Raw genomic sequence first — 14,870 nt, 5'->3', positions numbered from 1 at the left:
TCAAACCCTCTGCGACGCGCGAAGCGCCTGGCCGAGATCGTCGATGATGTCCTGCGCGGTCTCGATGCCGACCGACAGCCGTACCAGCTCTTCGCCGATGCCGGCAGCCTTGAGCTGGTCGGCGTCCATTTGCTGATGGGTGGTCGAGGCGGGATGAATCACCAGCGTCTTGGCATCGCCGACATTGGCGAGGTGGCTGATCAGCTTCAAAGACTCAATGAACTTCTTGCCCGCCGCGCGTCCGCCCTTGATGCCGAAGCTGACGATCGAGCCGGCGCCGCGCGGCAGCAGCTTCTTCGCCAGCTCGTAATCCGGGTGGTGTTCCAGCGCCGGATGCAGCACCCAGTCGACCGCCTTGTTCGCAGTTAGGAATTCCAGCACCGCAAGCGTATTGCTCATGTGGCGATCCATCCGCACGCCGAGGGTCTCGATGCCCTGCAGGAGCTGGAACGCGTTGGTCGGCGACAGGCAGGCGCCGAAGTCGCGCAGGCCCTCGGTGCGGGCGCGCATGATGAACGCGGCCTTGCCGAACTGCTCGTCGAAGATGATGCCGTGATAGCCGGCATAGGGTTCGGTGAGCTGCGGGAATTTGCCCGACGCATGCCAGTCGAAGCCGCCGCCATCGACGATGACGCCGCCGATCGCAATGCCATGCCCGCCGAGCCATTTCGTCGCCGAGTTCATCACGATGTCGGCGCCGAGCTCGATCGGCCGGCTGAGATAGGGCGTCGCAAAGGTGTTGTCGATCAACAGCGGAATTCTTGCGTCATGCGCAATCTGCGCCACTGCGGGGATATCGAGCACTTCAAGCCCGGGATTGCCGATGGTCTCGGCGATCACCAGGCGCGTGTTCGGCTTGATCGCGGCGCGGAATTCGTCGAGCGCCCGCGGCTTCACAAAGGTCGTCGTGATGCCGAAGCGCGGCAGCGTGTGAGCCAAAAGATTGATGGTACCGCCATAGAGCGAAGCCGAGGCGACGATGTGGTCGCCGGCATTGAGCAGCGTGGCGATCGCCAGATGCATCGCGGCCATGCCGCTTGCGGTGCAGATCGCGCCGACGCCGCCTTCGAGCGCCGCGATCCGTTCCTCCAGCACCGCGGTCGTCGGATTGGAAATCCGCGTGTAGATGTGGCCGGCGCGCTCCAGGTTGAACAGCGCCGCCGCATGGTCGGCGTCCTGGAAGACGTAGGATGTCGTCTGATAGATCGGCACCGCGCGCGATCCCGTCACGGGATCGGGACGCTGCCCGGCATGCAGGCTTAGGGTTTCGAATGCAGGCGGCTTGGGTGCGGGCATGCTGAAACTCGCGAGGTGGGGCTGGAATGGAGCGCGTTTATATCAGACGTGCACGGCGGCGCGCACACGGCCGGCGTTGCCGAATACGCGCACGTAACGCTCGACCTCGGACGGGATGCCGGTCGCCTTCTCCGGATTGTCGGAGAGTTTGACCGCCGGCCTGCCATCGACCGAGGTCACCTTGCAGACGATCGAGATCGGGTCGAGATCGGCGGAACCATCAGGCGCGCAGCCGACGAAATCATTGGTGAGGTTGGTGCCCCAGCCGAAGCTGATGCGGACGCGGCCGGCGAAATGCTTGTAGGTTTCCTCGATCGAATCGACATCCATGGCGTCGGAGAAGACCAGCAGCTTCTCCCTGGGCTCGCGGCCCTTCTGCTTCCACCATCTGATGATCTCTTCGCCAGCGGCGATCGGCGGCGCGCTGTCCGGGCGAAAGCCGGTCCAGTCGGCGACCCAATCCGGCGCGTCGCGCAGGAACACCCTGGTGCCGAAGGCGTCGGGCAGGGCGACCAGCAGGTTTCCGCCATAGGTATGGCGCCACTGGTCGAGGATGGCGTAGGGCGCCCAGCGCAGCTCTTCGTCCGAATTGGCGAGCGCCGCCGCCACCATCGGCAGCTCATGGGCGTTGGTCCCGATCGCTTCGAGGTCGTTGTCCATCGCCAGCAGCACGTTCGAGGTGCCGGTGAAGGATGGCCCGAGCCCTTCTTTCACGGCCTCGACGCACCAGCGCTGCCACAGGAAACCATGCCGGCGGCGCGGGTGCCGAAGTCCGAAAGCTTCAAGCCGTCGAGTTTGCGGAGCCGCTCGACCTTGGCCCACAGCTTGGCCTTGGCGCGGGCATAGAGCACGTCGAGCGCGAAGCGACCCTGTCCCTTCATCGCCGCGCGCGAGCGCAATTCGTTCAGGATCGCGAGCGCCGGGATCTCCCACATGGTGGTGTGGGTCCACGGCCCGTGGAAATCGAGTTCATACTGGCCATCGACCTTGTGCAGTTCATATTCGGGCAGGCGGAAATTCGAAAGCCAGTTGATGAAATCCGGCGAGAACATCTGGGTCTTGCCATAGAACGTGTTACCGGCGAGCCAGATCAGTTCCTTCTTGCTGAAGCGGATGGTGCGGGCGTGGTCGAGCTGGGCGCGCAGCTCGCCCTCGTCGATCACCTCGGCAAGCCGGACCCGGCTGGTGCGGTTGATCACCGAAAAGGTCGTGCGCGTGTCCGGGTAGAATTCCCGGATCATCTGCAGCATCAACAGCTTAGTAGAAATCGGTGTCGAGCAGGCTGCGCACGATCGGGTCGAGCCGCCAGCCATGGTTGTAGGTCCGGGTTGCAATATCCGTAAACGTCATGGCGGAACCTTAGCCTGCCAAAAGCTGCCCAACCAGTGGGATTTGCCGGGAGCCAAAGCAGGGCAGCTCAGCGTGTTCCCTGTCTGATCCTGCCAACGGCAGTCTCCACATCGGTCCAGGCCGGTTTGCCCGGGGCGAACTGTCGGCGGAGGTACGAAACCAGCTCGGCGACCTGGCCATCGGTCATGCTGTCCTTGAATCCGGGCATATAACCGAGGTCGCTGGTCACAGGTTCGCGGATGCCGTGGAGGATCACCTGGATCAGATTGTCCGGCACCGCGCTGTGCAGATTGCTGTTGAGGGACAATGAGGGCCGGTTGCCGAACAGAGGCGGACCGCCGACCTCGTGACAGACCGCGCAGGCGCCCTGGTAGAGGCGGGCGCCGAGGGAAGCCGGCACAACCGCGCTGGTGGCCGTCGCATGTTCGAGCTTCACGGCGAGCGCTTCCTGCGCCGGACCGTCGGTGGCCGTGTCATTGAGGGAGCCGAGATAGACGGCCATGGCACGGATGTCCTGGTCGGACAGTGCGGCCAATTCCTTCACGACCGGCGCCATCGGCCCGGCCGCCACGCCGTGGAAGCGGGATTCGCCGGTGCGCAAGTAAGCGTAAAGCTCGTCCTCGCTCCAGGGGATCGGCGCTTTCGACAGCGACGTCAGCGCCGGCGCTTCCCAGCCCTCGGCAAAGCCGCCGGCGAGATAGGCATTCTTGAGTTCGGCGCCGAGCGCGTTGCGCGGCGAATGGCAGGCGCTGCAATGGCCGAGACCTTCGACCAGATAGGCGCCGCGATTCCACATCTCCGACTTGGTCGGATCGGGCTGGAATGATTTTGCATCGTGGAACAGCGCGTTCCATCCGGCGATCAGCGGGCGCAGGTTGAACGGAAACTTCAGTTCGTGTTCCGGCGTCGCGGTGCGCACCGGCGCCTGCGCCATCAGGTAGGCATAGAGCGCCTGCAGGTCGGCATCATCGGCCTTGGCAAAATGGGTATAGGGGAAAGCCGGATAGAGATGCCGGCCGTCGCGATGGATGCCTTCGCGCATCGCGCGCTCGAAGGCGGGATACGACCACGCGCCGATGCCGGTCTCGACGTCAGGCGTGATGTTGGTTGAGTAGATGATGCCGAACGGTGTCTCCAGTGGTCGCCCACCGGCGTTGAACTTTCCGCCCGCTTCGGTATGGCACACGGCGCAGGCGCCGAGCGCCGCCAGCTCCTTGCCGCGGGCAATGGTCGCGGCCGAATAGACCGATGCGTCGGGCCGCGCGATCGGCGCGATCGCCCGCCACGGCAGCGCGGCTGCACCGATGCCGACGACGGCCGCACATAGTGCGGCGATCCCGGCAAGCACGCCGGTGCGTTTCGCGAACGGCTTCTGCCATTTGTCTGATGCAGCAGCCGGCGGTGGCGCCAGCGTGGGCGCAGCACTCGGTTGCTCACCGTGCAATCCCTTCAGGATGCGCTCCGGCGTGAACGGCAGCTCACGAAAACGAACGCCGGTCGCGTCATAGATCGCGTTCGCGATCGCGGCCGCGCTTGGCACGGACGCGGATTCGCCGACGCCGAGCGGCGGCTGATCCTGCCGCGGCAGCATCAGCACGTCGATCTTGGGAAGCTCGGGGAATTTGATGATGGGGTAGGCGCCCCATTCGCGCGCCGTCACCGCGCCGCGCTCGAACGACACTTCCTCCATCAGCGAGCGGCTGGTCGACTGGATGACGTTGCCCTCGATCTGGTGGCGCACGCCGTCCGGGTTGATCATCAAGCCGGAATCCTGCCCCGCCACCACGCGCGTCACGCTGACGTCGCCGGTCGCCTTGTTGACGGCGACATCGGCGATCCATGCCGACCATGCGGCGCCGTAACCCGGAAACTTGCTGTGGACGTAGAGCGCATAGGCGAAGCCACGCCCGCGCACGATGTCGCCCTCCGCGACCTTCTCCTCGCGCACCGGCCGCGGCTTCCAGCCGGCGCGTTCGGCGACGGCGTTGACGAGATCGATGGCGCGCTTGTCCTTCAGGTAGCGCAGCCGGTATTCGATCGGATCGACGCCGGCCTCGGTCGCGAGCTCGTCGATATAGGATTCATGCGCAAAGGTGTTCGGCAGCGCCGAGACGCCGCGAAACCAGGAGGCGCGCACGATCGGCGGCGTGTCGTTGGCGACCACGCGCATATGCTCGTAATCGTAAGGCGGGATCGCAGTGCGGTCGCCCATCTCGAACACGGCAGGATTTGGCGCGATCCGGCCGGTGAGCAGGAGCGCCAGCGTCGGCGCGCCGTTCGAGGGATAGCGGGTGGCAAAGTCGTAGGCCGCGACGCTGCCGTCCGCGTTGAGGCCGCCATTGACGTCCATCAACTGCGCGGTGCCCTTCGGCTCCCAGGCATGTTCCTGCTCGCGGGTCAATTGCACGCGCACGGGGCGGCCGACGGCACGTGAGAGAAGCAATGCATCTGCCGTGACGTCGTCGGCGCAGTTGCGGCCATAGCAGCCGGCCGCCTCCATCCTGATCACCTCGATCTCGGCCTCCGGCCGCTCGATCAGGAGCGCGAGGTCGCCGCGCAGGATGTGTGGGTTCTGCGTGCCTGACCAGACTCGGATCGCACCGTCTCGATAGTCCGCCACCGCGCAAGATGGCCCGATCGAGCCGTGCATCTGATACGGCCACAGATAGGTCCGCGGCATCGGCTTCGCGGCGGCCTTGATCGCATTGTCGACATCGCCTTTGTCGAGCAGCGTGCGCGGCGTCGATGGATTGGCGCGCAGCGCCTGCTCGACGTTCTCGAGATCCGTGAGCGTCGGTCCCGGCTTCCATGTGACCTTGAGCTGCGCCGCCGCCCTGATCGCATTCTCCTCGCGCTCGGCGATGACGCCGACGAAGTCGCCGATCCGCACCACCGCGACGAGGCCCGGAATGTTGCGCACCGAATTTTCGTCGACTGCAATCAGGCTGGTGCCGACGAACGGCCCGGCATCGACGCCGGCATAGGGGGGACGCACCACGCGGCCATGCAGCATGCCGGGCACGCGCACATCGTGGACATAGACCAGTTCGCCGGTCGCCTTGGCCGGCAGATCGACACGCGGCACCGACCGGCCGACCACTGAGTAGGCGTCAACGGTCTTCACCGGCACGTCGTCGGCGAGTTCGAGCCGGATCGTCTCGTCCGCGATCAATTCGCCATAGGTGATGCTGCGGTTGTCCTTGCCGCGGACAAGGCCATCCTCGATCGTGAGTTCCTCGGGTGACAGCTCCAGCCGTTCCGCCGCGCGCGCGACCAAAAAGTACCGCGCCTGCGCCGCCGCCTTGCGGAGCGGCACCGCCGATATCTGCATGGTTTCGCTGGCGATCGTCGGACCCTGGTTGGGTGTCCGCGAGGTGTCGCCGAGCACCACGACGACGCGCGCAAAGGATACGTCCAGTTCCTCGGCGACGACCTGCCCGAGCGCGGTGCGGATGCCGGTGCCGAGATCGACATGGCCGTTATAGGCGGTGACAAAACCATCCGCCGTGATCTTGATGAAGGTCTCGAACGCGCCGTTCGCATCCGATTGCCGAACGACGGATAGCGATCCTTGCGCTCGCCCGGGATTCTCCTGCGACGCCATCAATCGCGCGCCTCGAGTTCCTGGCCGGCTGCGCGCATTGCGGCGCGGATGATCTCGATATGTGCGCCGCAGCGGCAGAGATTGTAGCGCAGCGCTTCCAGCACCTCGTTCTCGGTCGGGCGCGGATTACGCGTCAGCAGCGCCTTGGTCGTGATGATCATGCCGTTGAGGCAATAGCCGCATTGCGCGGCCTGCTCGGCGATGAAGGCTTGCTGCACGACATCGGGACGCTCGCGCGTGCCGAGCCCTTCGAGCGTCACGATGTCGCGCCCGACGCAGCCCTCGATCGGGATCACGCAGGACCGCGCCGCGACGCCGTCGATCAGCACCGCGCAGGCGCCGCATTCGCCGAGTCCGCAACCATATTTCGGTCCGTTCAGTTCGAGATCGTTGCGCAGCACGTAAAGCAGTGCGGTGTCCGGAGCGGCGTCGACATCGAAAATCCTGCCGTTGACGGTCAGGCGCATCGTGCTTGTGGTCCCCAAGGCTTCGATTAAGAGTAAGGCTTCGATTGAGAGTTTCGATGATTGCGTTGCAAAAACGGCGATCGCAAAATCAGCGATCGATGGCATCGGAGGATAACGTTTGTGTACAAACGTGCAAGCCGCCGCTTATTGCTGCACTGCGCTGCCCGCTTTCTGGACAAAGCGGGGAGGCAAATGAGGTTTTATTCGGCAGCCGCGGTTTTTCGCGATTGCTTCCGCTTGACAGGCTTACCACCTGCGCGCAGGATCGTTCGTATACGAATGATGTGCCCGGCGATTGAACCCGGGATGAGATGACGCCGCCTCCCAACACCAGGCTTGTTCGCGATGGCCGACGTTGCCGCTTCTGACAAGATCCGCTGCGATGCCTGCCCGGTGATGTGCTACATCAAGCCGGGCGCGGCGGGCGCCTGCGACCGCTACGCCAATCAGGACGGAAAGCTGGTGCGCGTCGATCCGCACATCGTGCTGTCACGCGCGCTCGAGCATGGCGGGCGCGTGGTGCCGTTCCAGGCGAGCGGCGACTGGGACGGCAAGATCGTCCAGCAGGGCGACATCTTCGTCACCGCGATCGGTGCCGGCACCACCTATCCCGACTACAAGCCGGCACCCTTCATCGTGTCGTCGGAAATCGACGGCGTCGACATGGTCACCGTCGTGACCGAAGGCATCTTCTCCTATTGCGGCGTCAAGGTGAAGATCGACACCGACCGCTATCTCGGCCCGGAGACCGCCGCCGTGCGCGCGCAGGGCGAGGTGGTCGGGCATGTCACCACCAGCGAATACGGCTCGCAGATGCTGTCGCTCGGCGGCGTGCATCATCTGACCGGCGGCTCCAAGAAAGAGGGGCGCGTCACCTGTGACACGCTGATGGATCTGTCCAACTGCAAGCCCGTGGAGCTTGCGATCGACGGCGGCGCCACCGTCGTGGTGCAGGCGGGCCGGGCGCCTGTTGTCAACGACGTGCAGGAAGAGCGCATGCGCGTCGGCTGCGGCTCGGCCACCATCGGCATGTTCGCCAAGCAGTGGCACGGCAAGGTCGACGAGGTCGTCGTGGTCGACGACCACATCACCGGCGTGCTCTCGGAGCACCAGGCCGGCAAGCTCTTGGATATCGCCGACACCGGCATCAAGATGAAAGGGCGCCGCTCGACGCCCGGCCGCTATTTCCAGGTTGCCGAGCCCGGCACGGGCTGGGGCGGGACTAGAATCTCCGATCCGCTCTCCGTGCTCGGCCCGTTCGATCCGAAGGAAGCGCGACCGGGGCTGACCATGCTGATGGTCTCGACCACCGGCGAGCACGCGGCCTATTACGTGCTCGACGAGGCGCTGCTGCCGATCGAGCAGGAGATGCCGCCCGACCTGAAATTCTCGGTCGAGCGCATCCAGGAGAATTGCGAGCCGGCGCTGTGCACTGTGCTGTTCATGGCCGGCGCCGGCGGCTCGCTGCGCGCCGGCGTCACCGACAATCCGGTGCGGCTGACGCGCTCGGTGAAGGACGCGCTGACCCGCGTCACCAGCGGCGGCGCGCCTGTTTATGTCTGGCCGGGCGGCGGCATCACCTTCATGGTCGATGTCACGCAGATGCCGGTAGGCGCGTTCGGCTACGTGCCCACCCCGGCGCTGGTCGCGCCGATCGAATTCACGATGAAGCTCTCCGACTATGCGGCGCTCGGCGGCCACATGGATTATGTGCGACCGCTGTCCTTGCTGCGGGACAGCGCCGAGATCCGGCCGATGCTCTTCACTTCGGGGAGGCGACCATGACGAGACGTCCGCAAATCGCGCTTCTTCCCGACGGCAAGCGGCTGCATTTGCAGGACGGACCGATCGATCTGATCGTGGAGGCGACGGGAAGCGAGCCCGACATACGAGCCGCCTATGATGCTGCGGTGTGCCGCTTCACGGGCCTGCTGGATGGGCTCTGCATGGAGCTCGGCGAATTGCGCAAGGCGGCCCATCCGATGCACTGCGCCCTTGAAGGCGTGATCGCGCGGCGCATGCATGCGGCGGTGGCACCATTTGCCGCCGATCGCTTCATCACGCCGATGGCTGCGGTCGCGGGCAGCGTGGCGCAAGAGATCCTCGGCGCGATGCTGGAGGCTGCATCGCTCGATCGCGCCTATGTCAACAATGGCGGCGACATCGCCTTGCATCTTGCCGGCGACGAGCAATTCACCGTCGGCCTGATCGACCGTCCCGATCATCGCGGCCTGCTGCAGACCATGGTGATCCACGCCGACGATCCCATCCGCGGCATCGCCACCAGCGGCCGCCACGGCCGCAGCTTCTCCTTCGGCATCGCCGATGCCGTCACCGTGCTGGCGCGGACCGCCTCCGAAGCCGATGCGGCCGCGACCGTCATCGCCAATGCCGTCGACCTGCCCGGACATCCGGCGATTGTCCGCCGCCCGGCAAATGAATTGCAGCCCGACAGCGACCTCGGCCCGCGCCTTGTGACACGGGAGGTCGGCACATTACCCGCTCGCGAGATCACTGATGCCCTTGAAGCGGGCGCGGTTTGCGCGCGAGAATGCCTCCGGGCAGGATTGATCGAGGGCGCGGCGCTGCGCCTTTTCGGCGAGACGGCAATCGTGAGGGCGCGTGCGCTCAAGATGCCGGAATCGCAACTCGTTCATCAATGCGCGATAGAGACTACGCGGACCTGATCAGAAACAGGGCCGAAAACAACAGGGCGGAAACCGATGAGTGCCATCATTCGCAAGATCGTCACGGTGGTTGAGGAGACCCACATCGAGATGGGCAAGACCATCGCCCCGCCGACCCGGCGGGCGGCGGCGATCGCGGTGATCGAGAACCCCTTTGCCGGCCGCTATGTCGAGGACCTTTCGCCCCTGATTGCGATTGGCGAGGAACTCGGCGAGTTGCTGTCGAAACGGGCGGTGGCCGCGCTCGGCATCGAGGGCTCGAAAGCGCATTCCTATGGAAAGGCCGCCGCCGTCGGCGAAAACGGCGAACTCGAGCATGCGGCCGCGATCTTGCATCCCAAGATGGGAGCGCCCGTCCGCAAGGTCCTGGGTAAAGGAGCCGCATTGATTCCGTCCTCGAAAAAGCGTTCTGGTCCTGGCACGACGCTGGATATCCCGCTGGGGCACAAGGATGCGGCTTTCGTGCGCAGCCATTTCGATGGCATGGAGGTGCAGATCAACGACGCGCCGCGGGCGAACGAGATCATGGTCGCGGTCGCGGTCACCGATTCTGGCCGGCCGTTGCCGCGGGTCGGCGGGCTGACGGTCGCGGAGATCAAGGGCGAAGACGGTTTGAGATAATTTTGTCTGATATCGGAGGGTAAGGGATGCGGAATTATTTGATTGGGGCAGGGCTCGCAGTCCTGGTTGCGGGCATGGCTGATGCCGCCATCGCCCAGAGCGAGATCAAGATCGGCGAGATCAACAGCTATTCGCTGTTGCCCGCCTTCACCGAGCCCTATCGCAAGGGCTGGCAGCTCGCGGTGGAAGAGATCAACGCGGCCGGCGGCATCAACGGCAAGAAGCTGGTTGTCATCTCCAAGGATGACGGCGGCAAGCCGGCGGACGCGCAGACCGCGGCAAACGAGCTGGTCTCCAGCGAGAATGTCGCGATGCTCGCCGGCACCTTCCTCTCCAACATCGGCCTTGCCGTCAGCGACTTCGCCAACCAGAAGAAGGTATTCTTCCTCGCCGCAGAACCCCTGACCGACGCCATCACCTGGTCGAAGGGCAACCGCTATACCTTCCGCCTGCGTCCCTCGAATTACATGCAGGCGGCGATGCTGGTGGAAGCCGCGGCGAAGCTTCCGGCCAAGCGCTGGGCGACGATCGCGCCGAACTATGAATACGGCCAGTCGGCGGTCGCCGTGTTCAAGAAGCTGATGTCGGAGAAGCGTCCTGACATCCAGTGGGTCGACGAGCAGTGGCCGCCGCAGGGCAAGATCGACGCCGGCCCGGTGGTGCAGGCGGTTGCCGCCGCCAATCCGGAAGCCATCCTCAACGTCACCTTCGGCGCCGACCTGGTCAAGCTCGTGCGCGAAGGCAATACCCGCGGCCTGTTCAAGGACCGCGCAGTGGTGAGCTTCCTCACCGGCGAGCCGGAATATCTTGATCCGCTGAAGGACGAGACCCCGGAGGGCTGGATCGTCACCGGCTATCCCTGGTACGCGATCAAGACGCCGGAGCATGAGGCGTTCCTGAAAGCCTATCAGGCCAAGTTCAAGGATTATCCGCGGCTCGGCTCGATCGTCGGCTACCAGACCATCAAGTCGGCGGCGGCGATCCTGACCAAGGCAAACTCGACCGATCCGGAGAAGCTGATCGCGGCGACCGAAGGCCTGTCGGTGTCCTCGCCATTCGGCGAGATCACCTTCCGCAAGATCGACCACCAGTCGACGCTGGGTGCTTTCGTCGGCAAGACCGCGCTGAAGGACGGCAAGGGGGTGATGGTGGAGTCCTCCTACAAGAAGGGCTCCGACTATCTGCCCAGCGATGCGGAAGTCGAAAAGCTCCGGCCGAAGGATTGATGAACGGATTGAATCGGGGGCCTCATGGTTCGAGACGGCGCTTCGCGCCTCCTCACCATGAGGGTCTGGCAGCTCAGGACCTCCGATCTTCGCGAGGGTCTCGGACCTCGTCCCCGGGGCTCTGGGGCCGCCCGGAATTCAGCCCTCATCCTGAGGAGGCCGCGCAGCGGCCGTCTCGAAGGATGGGCCACGCACTCAGAACGTAGTTGTTAACCACTCCAACGCGGACCACCGATGGCCTTTTATGTCGTTCAGTTCCTGACCGGACTTGCCAGCGCCGCCTCGCTGTTCCTGGTCGCCTCGGGGCTGTCGATCATCTTTGGCGTGACGCGGATCGTGAATTTCGCGCATGGCGCCTTCTACATGCTCGGCGCTTATATCGCCTTCACGCTGACCGAGCGCCTCGAAGGCGCGCTCGGCTTCTGGGGCGGCATCGTCGCCGCGGCGCTGATCGTGGCCGTGGTCGGCGTGCTCGTCGAAATGGTGCTGCTGCGGCGCATCTACCATTCGCCCGAACTGTTCCAGTTGCTCGCGACCTTCGGCCTGACGCTCATGGTCCAGGATATCGTCGTGCTGATCTGGGGCCCGAGCGACCTCGTCGGCCGCCGCGCGCCGGGCTTCAAGGGCGCGGTCGATTTCTTCGGCCAGAACATCCCGAGCTATGACCTGTTCCTGATCGTGCTCGGTCCCGTCGTGCTCGGCATCCTCTGGCTGCTGTTCCAGCGCACGCGCTGGGGCATCCTGGTGCGTGCGGCGACGCAGGACCGCGACATGGTCGCAGCGCTCGGCGTCAACCAGAAATGGCTGTTCACCAGCGTGTTTGCGGTCGGCGTCTTCCTCGCAGCCCTCGGCGGCGCGCTGCAGATCCCGCGCGATGCCGTCCATCACGCGATGGATCTGCGCATCATCGTCGAAGTCTTCGTCGTCGTCGTGATCGGCGGTCTCGGCAGCATCATCGGCGCCTTCGTCGCCGCGGTGCTGGTCTCCGAGCTCAACGCCTTCGGCATCCTGATCTTCCCGAAGATCTCCATCATCCTGGTCTTCCTGGTGATGGCGGTGGTCCTGATCGTGCGGCCATGGGGCCTGTTCGGCAAGCCGGAGGCGCCGGCGCGCCGCACGCCGGGCCTCACCGTCAATCCCTGGCGTCCCTGGACTTCGAACGAGCGCTTGGCCGCGGTCGGTGCGCTGATCGTGGCCGCCGCGCTGCCGTTCTTCGGCGGCAATTACGCGCTCACCGTCGGCTCGGAGATCGCGATCTTCGTGATCTTTGCCGTCAGCCTGCATTTCCTGATGTCGGTCGGCGGGCTCGCCTCGTTCGGCCATGCCGCCTATTTCGGCCTGGGTGCCTATGGCGTCGCCTTCCTCGCCAAGCTCGCGGGGCTGCCGATGATCGCGTGTCTCGCGCTCGGCCCGCTGTTGGGATTGCTTGGCGCGGCCGTGTTCGGCTTCTTCGCCGTGCAGCTCTCCGGCGTCTATTTCGCGATGCTGACGCTCGCGTTTGCACAGATCGTGTGGTCGATCGCGTTCCAATGGGTTGCCGTCACCGGCGGCGACAACGGCATCCTCGGCGTCTGGCCGGAGAAATGGGCGGCGAGCCCGTCGCATTTCTACTGGCTCTCGCTCGGCATCGCGGCACTAGCGGTTCTGATCCTCCGCATCATCGTGTTCTCGCCCTTCGGCTTCGCATTGCGCGCGACGCGGGATTCACCGCTGCGCAGCGAGGCGATCGGCATCAACGGCAAGCGCATCCAGTGGACCGCGTTCGTGATCGCGGGGACCGTGGCCGGCCTTGCCGGCGCGCTGTTCGCGTATCTGAAGGGCAGCGTCTTCCCCGACAACATGGGCATCTCGCTCTCGGTCGATGCACTGGTCATGGTGCTGCTGGGCGGCGTCGAGACGGTATCCGGCGCAGTGGTCGGCGCCATCGTCTACAAGGCGCTGAACATCTGGCTGGTTAGCCAGACCGACTGGTCGAAACTGGTGCTTGGCGCCTTCATCGTGCTGATCGTGGTCGCCTTCCCGAAGGGCATCGTCGGCACGCTCGAGTCGATTCTCAATCGCCGCCGCAAATCGCCATCGTCGAACTCGCCGCTTCTCACCTCGCGCATCGAGACCGCCGAATGAGCATGGTCCCCACATTGCTGTCGGTCGAAGGCCTGACCAAGTCCTATGGCGGCGTGCACGCCGTGCGCGGGGTCTCCTTCGAACTGCGCGCCGGCGAGATCCTGGCGCTGATCGGTCCCAACGGTGCGGGCAAGAGCACCTGCTTCGACATGCTCAACGGCCAGAACATCCCGGATTCCGGCCGCATCACCATCCTGGGCGAGGAAACCGTCGGCAAGAAGCCGCGCGCGATCTGGCGGCTTGGGGTGGGGCGCACCTTCCAGATCACCGCGACCTTTCCGACCATGACCGTGCGCGAGAACGTGCAGGTCGCGCTGGTCTCGCATCGCTACCAGCTCTTCAATCTCTGGGGCTCGACGCCAAATTTCGCGCGCGAGGAGGCCGGCCGGCTGCTTGATCTCGTCGGCATGGGCGCCTATGCCGAGCGCCCCTGCGGCGAGCTCGCCTATGGCGACCTCAAGCGGCTCGAGCTCGCGGTGGCGCTCGCCAACCAGCCGAAGCTGCTCTTGATGGACGAGCCGACCGCCGGCATGGCGCCGCGTGAGCGCATCGACTTGATGCGGCTCACCGCCACCATCGCGCGCGAGCAGTCGATCGGCGTGCTCTTCACCGAGCACGACATGGATGTCGTGTTCGAACATGCCGATCGCATCCTGGTGCTCAACCGCGGCAGCCTGATTGCCGAGGGATCGCCCGAGGAAGTCCGCGGCAATGCGCAGGTCCGCGCCATCTATCTCGGCGAAGGCCTGGTCTATGATGCGCGCCACCGCGATGGAGCGCACGCATGAAGCTGCAGGTGAAGGATCTCAACAGCTTCTATGGCCCGGCGCATATCCTGTTCGACATTGCGCTCGATGTCGGCGAGGGCGAGGTGGTCGCGCTCTTAGGGCGCAACGGCGCCGGCAAGTCGACGACCTTCCGCTCCATCGTCGGCCTGGTCGAGAGCCGCTCGGGGCGCATCGTCTTCGAGGGCAGGGATGTTTCGCGCGAGCCGACGCACGCGATCGTGCGCGGCGGGCTCGGCTATGTGCCGGAGGAGCGGCGCATCTTCACCGACCTGACGGTCGAGGAGAATCTCGAAGTCGGCCGCCAGCCGAAACGCGACAACGCACCATACTGGACGCGCGAAAAACTGTTCACGCTGTTTCCGAATCTCGGCGAGATGCGCGGACGTGCGGGCGGGCGCATGAGCGGCGGTGAGCAGCAGATGCTGACCATTGCGCGCACCTTGATGGGCAATCCGTCGCTGGTGCTGCTCGATGAGCCCTCCGAGGGCCTGTCGCCGAAGATCGTCGAGCAGATGGTCGATGCAATCCTTGCCATGAAGAAGGAAGGCGTGAGCATCGTCGTCTCCGAGCAGAACCTGCATTTCGCCCGCCTGATCTCGGATCGCGCCTATATCATCGAGCGCGGCCGCATCTGCTTCGGCGGCACCATGGCCGAGCTCAATGCGCGGCCCGATATCGGCGACGCGCATCTGTCGCTGTGACCGGCG

At 65.0% G+C, this 14,870-nt stretch carries 10 protein-coding genes and 1 pseudogene; 7 read left to right on the top strand and 4 right to left on the bottom strand.

The window, feature by feature from the left end:
* From ACVJGD_RS14150 to ACVJGD_RS14135, 4 genes and pseudogenes are all read right to left on the bottom strand, one after another.
* Positions 1-1,296: an O-acetylhomoserine aminocarboxypropyltransferase gene (locus tag ACVJGD_RS14150; RefSeq protein ID WP_456634910.1), complete on the bottom strand. Its 1,296-nt coding sequence runs from the start codon at positions 1,294-1,296 to the stop codon at positions 1-3.
* Positions 1,297-1,338: 42 nt separating this feature from the next.
* Positions 1,339-2,646 (bottom strand): annotated as a pseudogene (gene pncB, locus ACVJGD_RS14145) (nicotinate phosphoribosyltransferase).
* 67 nt (positions 2,647-2,713) lie between these two features.
* Positions 2,714-6,250, bottom strand: coding sequence for a molybdopterin cofactor-binding domain-containing protein (locus tag ACVJGD_RS14140; RefSeq protein WP_456634909.1), 3,537 nt, complete (start codon positions 6,248-6,250; stop codon positions 2,714-2,716).
* Positions 6,250-6,717 carry a (2Fe-2S)-binding protein gene (locus ACVJGD_RS14135; protein ID WP_456634908.1) on the bottom strand — a complete coding sequence of 156 codons (468 nt, stop codon included), beginning with the start codon at positions 6,715-6,717 and terminating at the stop codon, positions 6,250-6,252. The genes ACVJGD_RS14140 and ACVJGD_RS14135 overlap by 1 nt, the downstream gene beginning before the upstream one ends.
* Positions 6,718-7,062: 345 nt before the next feature.
* On the opposite strand from ACVJGD_RS14135, the gene ACVJGD_RS14130 reads away from it, so the two are divergent.
* The 7 genes from ACVJGD_RS14130 (at position 7,063) to ACVJGD_RS14100 (ending at position 14,864) form a co-directional block, all read left to right on the top strand.
* The gene (locus tag ACVJGD_RS14130; protein WP_456634907.1) at positions 7,063-8,502 is read left to right on the top strand and encodes a 6-hydroxynicotinate reductase; all 1,440 of its coding nucleotides are present in this window, start codon (positions 7,063-7,065) and stop codon (positions 8,500-8,502) included.
* Positions 8,499-9,404 (top strand): UPF0280 family protein, encoded by a 906-nt coding sequence (locus ACVJGD_RS14125; RefSeq protein ID WP_456634906.1) that lies wholly within the window; start codon positions 8,499-8,501, stop codon positions 9,402-9,404. The genes ACVJGD_RS14130 and ACVJGD_RS14125 overlap by 4 nt, the downstream gene beginning before the upstream one ends.
* 36 nt (positions 9,405-9,440) lie before the next feature.
* Entirely contained in the window at positions 9,441-10,025 is a 585-nt protein-coding gene (locus ACVJGD_RS14120) for an amino acid synthesis family protein (RefSeq protein WP_454620204.1), read from the top strand.
* Between the two features lie 26 nt (positions 10,026-10,051).
* Positions 10,052-11,251: an ABC transporter substrate-binding protein gene (locus ACVJGD_RS14115; RefSeq protein ID WP_456634905.1), complete on the top strand. Its 1,200-nt coding sequence runs from the start codon at positions 10,052-10,054 to the stop codon at positions 11,249-11,251.
* A gap of 234 nt (positions 11,252-11,485) precedes the next feature.
* Positions 11,486-13,375: an ABC transporter permease gene (locus tag ACVJGD_RS14110; protein ID WP_456634904.1), complete on the top strand. Its 1,890-nt coding sequence runs from the start codon at positions 11,486-11,488 to the stop codon at positions 13,373-13,375.
* Positions 13,372-14,163, top strand: coding sequence for an ABC transporter ATP-binding protein (locus tag ACVJGD_RS14105; protein ID WP_456634903.1), 792 nt, complete (start codon positions 13,372-13,374; stop codon positions 14,161-14,163). The genes ACVJGD_RS14110 and ACVJGD_RS14105 overlap by 4 nt, the downstream gene beginning before the upstream one ends.
* Positions 14,160-14,864 carry an ABC transporter ATP-binding protein gene (locus tag ACVJGD_RS14100; protein ID WP_456634902.1) on the top strand — a complete coding sequence of 235 codons (705 nt, stop codon included), beginning with the start codon at positions 14,160-14,162 and terminating at the stop codon, positions 14,862-14,864. The genes ACVJGD_RS14105 and ACVJGD_RS14100 overlap by 4 nt, the downstream gene beginning before the upstream one ends.
* Positions 14,865-14,870: the final 6 nt, after the last annotated feature.

It is taken from the genome of Bradyrhizobium sp. USDA 10063 (genome assembly GCF_054063735.1).
This window is presented reverse-complemented; position numbering and strand designations above follow the sequence as displayed.